This is a genomic window from Capnocytophaga sp. oral taxon 380 str. F0488, assembly GCF_000318255.2.
Taxonomy (GTDB): domain Bacteria; phylum Bacteroidota; class Bacteroidia; order Flavobacteriales; family Flavobacteriaceae; genus Capnocytophaga; species Capnocytophaga ochracea.
This window is the reverse complement of the sequence record NZ_KB291241.1, coordinates 42,005-49,782: the sequence shown is the minus strand read 5'-3', so window position 1 is coordinate 49,782 and position 7,778 is coordinate 42,005. Positions and strand designations below refer to the sequence as shown.

Sequence of the window (7,778 nt, the reverse complement as noted above, 5' to 3'; positions counted from 1 at the left end):
ATAAGCTAACCATACCTTCCTTATAGCCTTTTTTCACCAAAATCTCTCTCAGCTCTCTTCTGAAAAATTCCGTTTTCTTCCGAAAACCCTAACCAGTCCCAACACATCGCTTTTTTATCTCAAACTTTGGCAAAGTTTTAAACTTTGCCAAAGTTGATTATTTCTGGCATTATTGGTATTATTTGGTATTATTTGGTTTTATTGGTATTTATCTTATTCTCTCATTTGCTAATTTTCTCATTTTCTCATTTTCTCATTTCCTAATTAATCTGCCCGTGTGGCTCACACTGCCTGTGCGGCTCGCACCTTTGCCAAAGTTGATTATTTCTGGCATTATCGGTATTTCTGGTATTATTGTCTTTCTTATTAAAAAAGGGACGTTTATAAAACGTCCCTTGAATATACTTTATTTTTTTACCTTTTATCTTTTACCTTTTACCTAAACTTGAGCCTGAGCAACAAATCTCCTAAACCCTTCTTCTCCTTTTGGAGTATGTTTGAACACGCCACAATTTTCCAATACCTCACAAAAAGTATCGCCTATACTCCTATTAATAAAGTTATCTAAGTTCTCTATGGAAAGTGGAGTAGGGGAAGTATTCACGTAACGTTCTAACCACTGAGTGTGTTTTTGCAAAGCAGAGTCAGCATTCATTTGGGAATATACAGTGTTGAAAGCATTACCAGCTGTAATGGCTTCACTAAGCAACGTTTTAATACTCGCCATTTCAGTTTTTAACCTACCAGGTAAAATTGCTAAGCCCATCACCTCAATAATCCCAATGTTCTCTTTTTTGATATTGTGCAGATGTTCGTAAGGGTGAAAGATACCCATAGGGTGCTCAGTATCCGTACGGTTGTTGCGCAAAGCCAAATCAAGTTCATATTTGCCGTTTTTAAAACGTGCCACAGGGTTTACCGTATTATGACGTACACCCTCAGTATGTGAGTAGATGCCTAATGATTCATCGCTGTAGTTTATCCACGATTGCAAGATGACATCGGCTAAGGCGATGAGGCGGTCTTTCTCACCGCGCAATCGCAATACGCTCATAGGCCAATTTACGATACCTGCTTCCACATCTTCAAAACCTTTAAAGCTCACGCGTTCTTTTATGGTAGCTTTTTCCATAGGGAAAACGTGTCGTCCACCTTGAAAGTGGTCGTGTGAGAGGATAGAGCCTCCCACAATAGGTAAATCGGCATTAGAACTGAGAAAGTAATGAGGGAATTGCTCTACAAAGCCCAATACGTGCTCAAAGCAAGCTTTGTCAATCTTCATCGGGCGATGCTCACTCGAAAAGACAATACAATGCTCGTTGTAATAGATATAAGGGGAGTATTGGAAAAACCATTCCTCATTGGCTAAATCCAGCTTAATCGTGCGCAAGTTTTGCCGTCCAGCGTGATTTACGCGCCCCATATAGCCTTCGTTCTCTTTACAGAGCAAACATTTTGGGTAGTTAGTGGCTACCACATCTTTTTGGGCAGCAATATCACGAGGGTCTTTCTCTGGCTTAGAAAGGTTGATAGTAATTTCTAAATTGCCATAAGGGCTCTCGTGTTCCCACAGAATGTTCTTAGCAATTCTATCGGTGCGTATGTAGTTGCTTTGCTTGTTGAGCTCGTAAAACTGTTGGGTTGCCTGCTCTTTGCTCCTTTGGTAAGTATGCCAAAAATCGTTGCGAATTACCGATGTACGAGGTAATACCTGCCCCATAATCTTAGAGTTCAGTAGGTCGCGGAAAGTAAGCGTATCGGTAGTGAGGGTGCCGTTCTCAGCTGCCCACTGCACTAAGCGGTCGAGTACTTCCGTAGGATAAGTTATCTGGGCTACCTCTTTAGCGATTTGAGCTTGCTCTTCTTTTGTAAACTCGGTATAACTATCGCAACCAATACTTTCCAAAACAGCATTGGTAACAAGAATACGGTCGTCTTCCTTCACCAAGTTATGAAGTACCGCATAACTGATGAGCTTTTCTACTTCAATATAAACTTTCACGATTAATAATTATCAATTAATAATTAACAAGACTATTTGTTATTTAATAAGAAACTTATAAACGGTTTCTTGCTTGTACACTTCCCCTTTTTCTAAGGGTTTTACCCCAAACTTCGGCTGATTGATACCATCGGGGAAATCTTGCATCTCAATAGCTACCCCTACAAATCGTGGGTTTTTTGATGGTTTTTCTTTGGCAGTACATACCTTATCGAATACAGGTACATCGTCCAAAAAGTTACCAGTGTAAATCACAGCCACACGTTGGGTAGTATAGGCTTCCATAGTAATACCACTGTGAGGAGAGTACAATACCAACTGGGGAGCACCTTTGAGTCCGCTGTGGTTGAGCACAAAGGGGTGGTCGTAGGCACGAGTGATTTTGAATTGAGGATGCCCTTCGGCAATACCCTCAGCGATAACTTTACCTTTGCGGAGGTCGAAAGTAGTATCTTTTACAGCTATATAATTACCGGTAGGAATGAGTCCTTCTGCCAATTCACAAATATTATCAGCAGCGATTTGTAGTACTTGGGTATCGCCATTCATTTCCATATCACCTGAAAGGTTGAAATAACTGTGGTTGGTGATATTGAGGTAGGTTTTGGCATCGGCAACAGCTTCGTAAGCAATGTGCAGACTGTTATCTTCAGTGATGGTGTAAATCACTTTGAAATCTACTTTTGCAGGGTAGCCTTCTTCACCATCAGGACTTGTGTAGTGCATTTCCAAGCCATTAGCGAGCTCTTTTACTTCAAAGAGTTTACTGCTAAAGCCTTCTTTACCACCGTGCAATGAGTTTTCACCATTATTTTTAAATAGATGATAGGTTTTCCCGTCGATGGTGAAAGTAGCGTTGTGAATACGTCCTGAAGTGCGCCCTATGGTAGCTCCATTATAGGCGCCATTACCTATGTAATCTTCTAAATGCGCATAACCTAATACTACGTTTTTCAGTACGTTGTGCTTATCTTTTACAGCTATTTCGGTAATAGTACCGCCTAAGTTCAAAACAGACACGCGAAAGCCGTTCGCATTCTGTAAGGTATATTGATAGACAGCCTGTCCGTTGTGAGTACCGAACAGGCTTTTGTTGATGGTTATCATACTTTGTCTTGTTTATAGTTTTTTAGCACCGTCGCTTACAGAAGCGATATAGAAATCGGCAGCATAACCTATTTTGTTTTTGTAAGCCTCGCCTACGTTTTTAATGAAGTCGTCTACTTTGTCTTTTTTCACGATGCTTACAGTGCAACCGCCAAAGCCAGCTCCCGTCATACGTGAACCTACTACTCCAGGTTGTTCCCAAGCAAGAGCAGCCAAAGTGTCGAGTTCTACGCCTGTTACCTCATAATCGTCGCGCAAAGAAATGTGCGATTCGTTCATTAACTTACCAAACTCAGCTAAATTACCTGCTGAAAGCTCTTTTTGTGCTTTAAGAGTACGTTGGTTTTCATATACTGCGTGTTTAGCTCTCTTTTGGCGAACGGGACTCTTGATGAGGTCTTTGTTGGCTTCAAATTGTTCAATAGAGAGTTCTCCTAAGGCTTTAATAGGCAATTTAGTTTGCAATTCAGCTAAGGCTTCATCACATTCAGCACGGCGTTCGTTGTATTTAGAATCAGCGAGACCACGACGTTTGTTAGTATTGGCAATCACGATTACCTCATCTTTAAGTACCACAGGCACATAGGCATATTTGAGAGTGTTGCAATCGAGGAGGATAGCGTGGTCTTTCTTCCCCATAGCTACCGCAAATTGGTCCATAATACCAGAGTTTACCCCAATGAATAGGTTTTCAGTTTTCTTGCCTAATTGCGCCATTTCCACAGGGTCGATAGAGAGGTGGAAGAGGTCTTTTAGCACAATAGCGGTAAGCATCTCAATAGAAGCAGAAGAAGAAAGCCCTGCGCCATTAGGGATATTCCCAGAGAAGAGAATATCGAAACCAGAGTCGATTTTTTGACCTGCTTCGAGGAACATTTTAATCACACCTTTTGGATAGTTAGCCCAATCGTGTTTTTTGTCGTTGGTAAGTTCGTCAAGAGTGAACTCCATTACGCCAAGGTCGGCAAAGTTTTCAGAATACATACGGAATTTACGGTCATTGCGTTTTTTTACGAGACCGTAAGTACCTTTGTCGATAGCGCAAGGGAACACATTACCGCCATTGTAGTCGGTATGTTCACCGATGAGATTCACACGTCCTGGTGCGAAGAATTGTTTTTCGGCAGGAGCACCGAAAACTTCTTGAAACTTTTGTTCTAAGTGTTTCATATAGTTTTAATTTTAGTTATTAGTTTTGTTTAGAAATTACTTAATTAAATAATATAATGGAAAAAGGGAGTGCTGTCAAAGACAATTCCTAATAGATATGATTCTTGTAGAGACAATATATTTCTTATCTTATAAAGGATTTTAGCTGAGTCAAATACCAATCAAAGTCATCATACATAATAAAGTGGAGCCCTTTATTGGCATATCTAAGGTCTCTCAAAGATAAATTTTGATATTGATCTCTTATGTTGTCTTTTGAAGAAGTAAATACGGACTCTAAGAGCACTAAGGCAGGCACTTTTATCTGTTTTATTTCCTCTCTGAGGTCTGTATTAGAGATTTCACACACAAGTTTGGCGAGGGTCTCCCTATCTGAGGCTACACTCCACTGAACGATGGTAGGCTTCTTGGCTTCCTTTGTTGTATAGTACATCATTGAAGCCATTTGCGAACGCTCAAAGTCTTCTTTGGGCATTGCTGTAAGTTCCTTGATCATAGGAGTACAATCCTTGTTAGGTGTTATCTTAAAATTAGGATCAGAAAGCAAAGGCAAGCAAGGCAGAGCATCTACAATCACTATTCTATCAAGTAGGTCAGAGGCTTTAGCAGCTATTTTCATAGCAAGGATGCCCCCTAAGCTATGCCCTACAATCGTAGGTTTTTGGATGTTCTCCTTTTTGATATAGGAGATAATGGCATCTGTCCAATAGTCCAAACTTGGATTCTTTACAGGGGTAATTCCTCCAAACCCCGCTAAGGTAAGCAGGTAGCAAGTGTGGTTAGAGATCAGAGCAGGTACAGTCTCTTGCCAGACATCGCTGGAGCAGCCAAGTCCTGGAATAAACAAAATAGGACTTCCTTTTTCTCCTACTTTTTTCACTGAGAATGGAGATTGTCCAAACGTAGATAGTGGCAAAATAAGTAAAAGGGAGGTTATAAAAACATTTCTCATAGTAAAAAAATAGATTTTAAATTAAAAATTAGCTTGGTTTTAACTTTGGCAAAGTTTCAAACTAAAAGTTTGTATTACCTATTTAAAGTACTTTTTAGCAATTGCTCTGAGTTCTTTTTCTTTGTCTTCCAAACGCTGAAAGAGCACGAACTGGTTGCGGGCACGAATGTAATTCTCCTCAGGATATGAGGTTTTAAAGTATACATCGTTATTAAAATAATCGGCGAGGAAACGGATACCGATAATGAATATCATATATTTGGCTCCGTCGACGATATGTTTTTTCTCTGAAGGAGTCATCACAGGGTTCATTACTGAAAAACCTTTACAAAGCGCTTCGAAGAACTCGGTATTGAAAACGATTTTGCTTTCATCGGCTTCGTTTTCTTCGGTAGGGCTTACCGAAGTGCGCACCATATCGCCGAAATCGTACAGTAAGATACCTTGCATCACTGTATCGAGGTCGATTACTCTAAAATCATCGGGATTGGATTTATTGATGAGTACGTTATTGATTTTGGTATCGTTGTGGGTTACGCGTATAGGAATGCGCTTTTCGTCTACTTCTTTTTGGATAAGGTCGAAAATTACCTTGTGTTTTTGCGCAAATTTGTATAGCTTTTCAGCTTTGTCTTTGCGTGCAGGTGTTGCCTGAGCATAAGCATCTTCGAGTTGTTGGAAGCGTAAATCTCCGTTATGGAAATTAGGAATGGTAGCCTGCAATCGAGAGGTATCGATATTGGCAAAGGTTTTCATAAAAGTTGCAAAGGCAGTGGCAGCTTTTTCGGCTTGCCAAGGAGCTTCGATGAATTCATAAGAAGTATAACCTTCGGCAAAAGGGAATACTCGCCATACAATGCCCTCGGCATTTACGGAGTATCCTCCTTGTTTAGCTTTCATCATCGGGAGAATCACGTGATTGTTAGGTTCAGTTTCCCAAAGCAGTTCGATGTTTTTGATGATGCTATTAGGGGTTTTGAACACATTGCTGTTAATTCCTTGAAGGATATAATTTGTATTGGTGGTTTTCACCAAATACGTACGGTTGATGTGTCCGTTGCCATAAGGTTCCACAGAAAGGAGGGTTCCTTTTAAGTTAAATTGATTGGCTATTTCTTTCATTTTTATTTAGGTATTAATTAGTTTTTTGGTTTCAGACAAGTTGGATTATTTGGACTTGTCGGGGGATTGAGGCTTATTGAACTTTGCCAAAGTTTCAAACTTTGGCAAAGTTGAAAGCTGTTATCTTTTTAGTCTTCAAATGATTAGAACCTATCGGGGTACTCGCCTTTATCTACGAGTTTTTGTATTTCGTTTTGTACCATTGCGAGGTCTTCGTGATAGGTCATACCGAACCAGTTGTCGTGATTGGGTAATACTTCTAATTTATATCCGTAATCCTTAATAGCGTGTTGTACTACCATAGGGATATAAAATTCGGATTTAGGGTCATCTTTATGTTCGGCTACAAATTCTTTGAAATAACGGTCGGCTATATCCAATACTTCGTGAGTGAATCCCCAGAAGTTCATAGATACGTAGGTGCTTAGGGGATACTCGGCGCCTGTAGCTTCGTCTACGGCAGTAGTTTCGTTAATTTTACGCAGTTTGGTAGCTTCGTTGATAGAGAGTAGGTGATGATTGGCGTCTACTTCGCAGATACCGCGTGAAACTGTTCCGTTTTCACTAAGGGTGTTTTTCAGTAGATATCCTCCTGAGAAGAACGTTTTTTCTTTACCAGCATTGAGTGCTTCATACATCAATTTAAAGCCTTCTTTGCCGTAGTAATCATCGGCATTGATGATGAGAAAAGGGTTTTTTACAAACTCTTTTACACAAAGCATAGCGTGCCCTGTACCCCAAGGTTTTTTACGTTCGATGCCTTTTGGGTTAAAATCGTCTTGATATACATAAGTAATGGGCACATTATTGAATCGATTTTCTAAGTGTTGGCGTGCTAAATCGTCGATTTCACGACGGATAATGAGTACTACATTGTCGAAACCAGCTTGTAGAGCGTCGTAAATACCGTAATCAAACAAAGCGTTGCCATTGTGAATATTTTCTAACTGCTTGTCTGAACCAAAGCGACTTCCTAAACCTGCCGCTAAAATTACTAATGTTGTCATATAAAGTTAATTTCTTAATAAATAAAAGTCTTGATAAGTGAATGTACTTATTTTGCATCGGCAAAGATAGGGATAATTTTGTAATCTGGAAAAAAATATAACGAAATTTTTACGAAGAATTTAAAAATGCTTTCCGTTACTTGTTCTTTTATAAGAGTTTTGATAATGCCAATAATGTCAGTAATGCCAATTAACTTAGCCAAAGTTTGAACTTTGGCTAAGTGTGTAGCGCAAAAGCGACGCACCGGAGTTTTTCGGAGAATCTCGGGGGGACTTTGAAAGTCTCGGGAAGAGGAGTGAAAGGGCTGGGAGTTTGAGGACAAACGAAAGTTTTTGGAAGGATTTTAGAAAGGTTTAGAAAGATGTTGAAGGTATGGTTTAGTGTACTTAGCTTATAGAAAGCTTATAGGAAGCTTAT

The 7,778-nt window shown here is 39.8% G+C and carries 6 protein-coding genes; all 6 read right to left on the bottom strand.

All coding sequences use genetic code 11. From position 1 onward, the window contains the following. Window positions 1–439: 439 nt before the first annotated feature. The 6 genes from HMPREF9078_RS10680 to HMPREF9078_RS10655 all read right to left on the bottom strand — a co-directional run bounded on the left by HMPREF9078_RS10680 (window position 440) and on the right by HMPREF9078_RS10655 (window position 7,360). Window positions 440–2,002 carry a UDP-glucose--hexose-1-phosphate uridylyltransferase gene (locus HMPREF9078_RS10680; RefSeq protein WP_009420682.1) on the bottom strand — a complete coding sequence of 521 codons (1,563 nt, stop codon included), beginning with the start codon at window positions 2,000–2,002 and terminating at the stop codon, window positions 440–442. 39 nt (window positions 2,003–2,041) lie between these two features. Next, window positions 2,042–3,109: an aldose epimerase family protein gene (locus HMPREF9078_RS10675; protein ID WP_009420681.1), complete on the bottom strand. Its 1,068-nt coding sequence runs from the start codon at window positions 3,107–3,109 to the stop codon at window positions 2,042–2,044. Between the two features lie 12 nt (window positions 3,110–3,121). Then, window positions 3,122–4,279 carry a galactokinase gene (locus tag HMPREF9078_RS10670; RefSeq protein WP_009420680.1) on the bottom strand — a complete coding sequence of 386 codons (1,158 nt, stop codon included), beginning with the start codon at window positions 4,277–4,279 and terminating at the stop codon, window positions 3,122–3,124. 124 nt (window positions 4,280–4,403) lie between these two features. Beyond that, window positions 4,404–5,231, bottom strand: a complete 828-nt coding sequence (locus HMPREF9078_RS10665) for an alpha/beta fold hydrolase (RefSeq protein ID WP_002670986.1) — start codon at window positions 5,229–5,231, stop codon at window positions 4,404–4,406. 78 nt (window positions 5,232–5,309) lie between these two features. Further along, window positions 5,310–6,353 carry a phosphotransferase enzyme family protein gene (locus HMPREF9078_RS10660; protein ID WP_009420679.1) on the bottom strand — a complete coding sequence of 348 codons (1,044 nt, stop codon included), beginning with the start codon at window positions 6,351–6,353 and terminating at the stop codon, window positions 5,310–5,312. Between the two features lie 143 nt (window positions 6,354–6,496). After that, a complete protein-coding gene (locus HMPREF9078_RS10655) occupies window positions 6,497–7,360 on the bottom strand; it encodes a sugar phosphate nucleotidyltransferase (RefSeq protein ID WP_009420678.1) in 864 nt (287 codons plus the stop codon). Window positions 7,361–7,778: the final 418 nt, after the last annotated feature.

What these genes read in the sequence shown, in the direction of transcription:
- HMPREF9078_RS10660 (WP_009420679.1), bottom strand. Translation starts at nt 6,353, where the DNA reads ATGAAAGAAATAGCCAATCAATTTAACTTAAAAGGAACCCTCCTTTCT.
- HMPREF9078_RS10665 (WP_002670986.1), bottom strand. Translation starts at nt 5,231, where the DNA reads ATGAGAAATGTTTTTATAACCTCCCTTTTACTTATTTTGCCACTATCT.
- HMPREF9078_RS10675 (WP_009420681.1), bottom strand. Translation starts at nt 3,109, where the DNA reads ATGATAACCATCAACAAAAGCCTGTTCGGTACTCACAACGGACAGGCT.
- HMPREF9078_RS10670 (WP_009420680.1), bottom strand. Translation starts at nt 4,279, where the DNA reads ATGAAACACTTAGAACAAAAGTTTCAAGAAGTTTTCGGTGCTCCTGCC.
- HMPREF9078_RS10655 (WP_009420678.1), bottom strand. Translation starts at nt 7,360, where the DNA reads ATGACAACATTAGTAATTTTAGCGGCAGGTTTAGGAAGTCGCTTTGGT.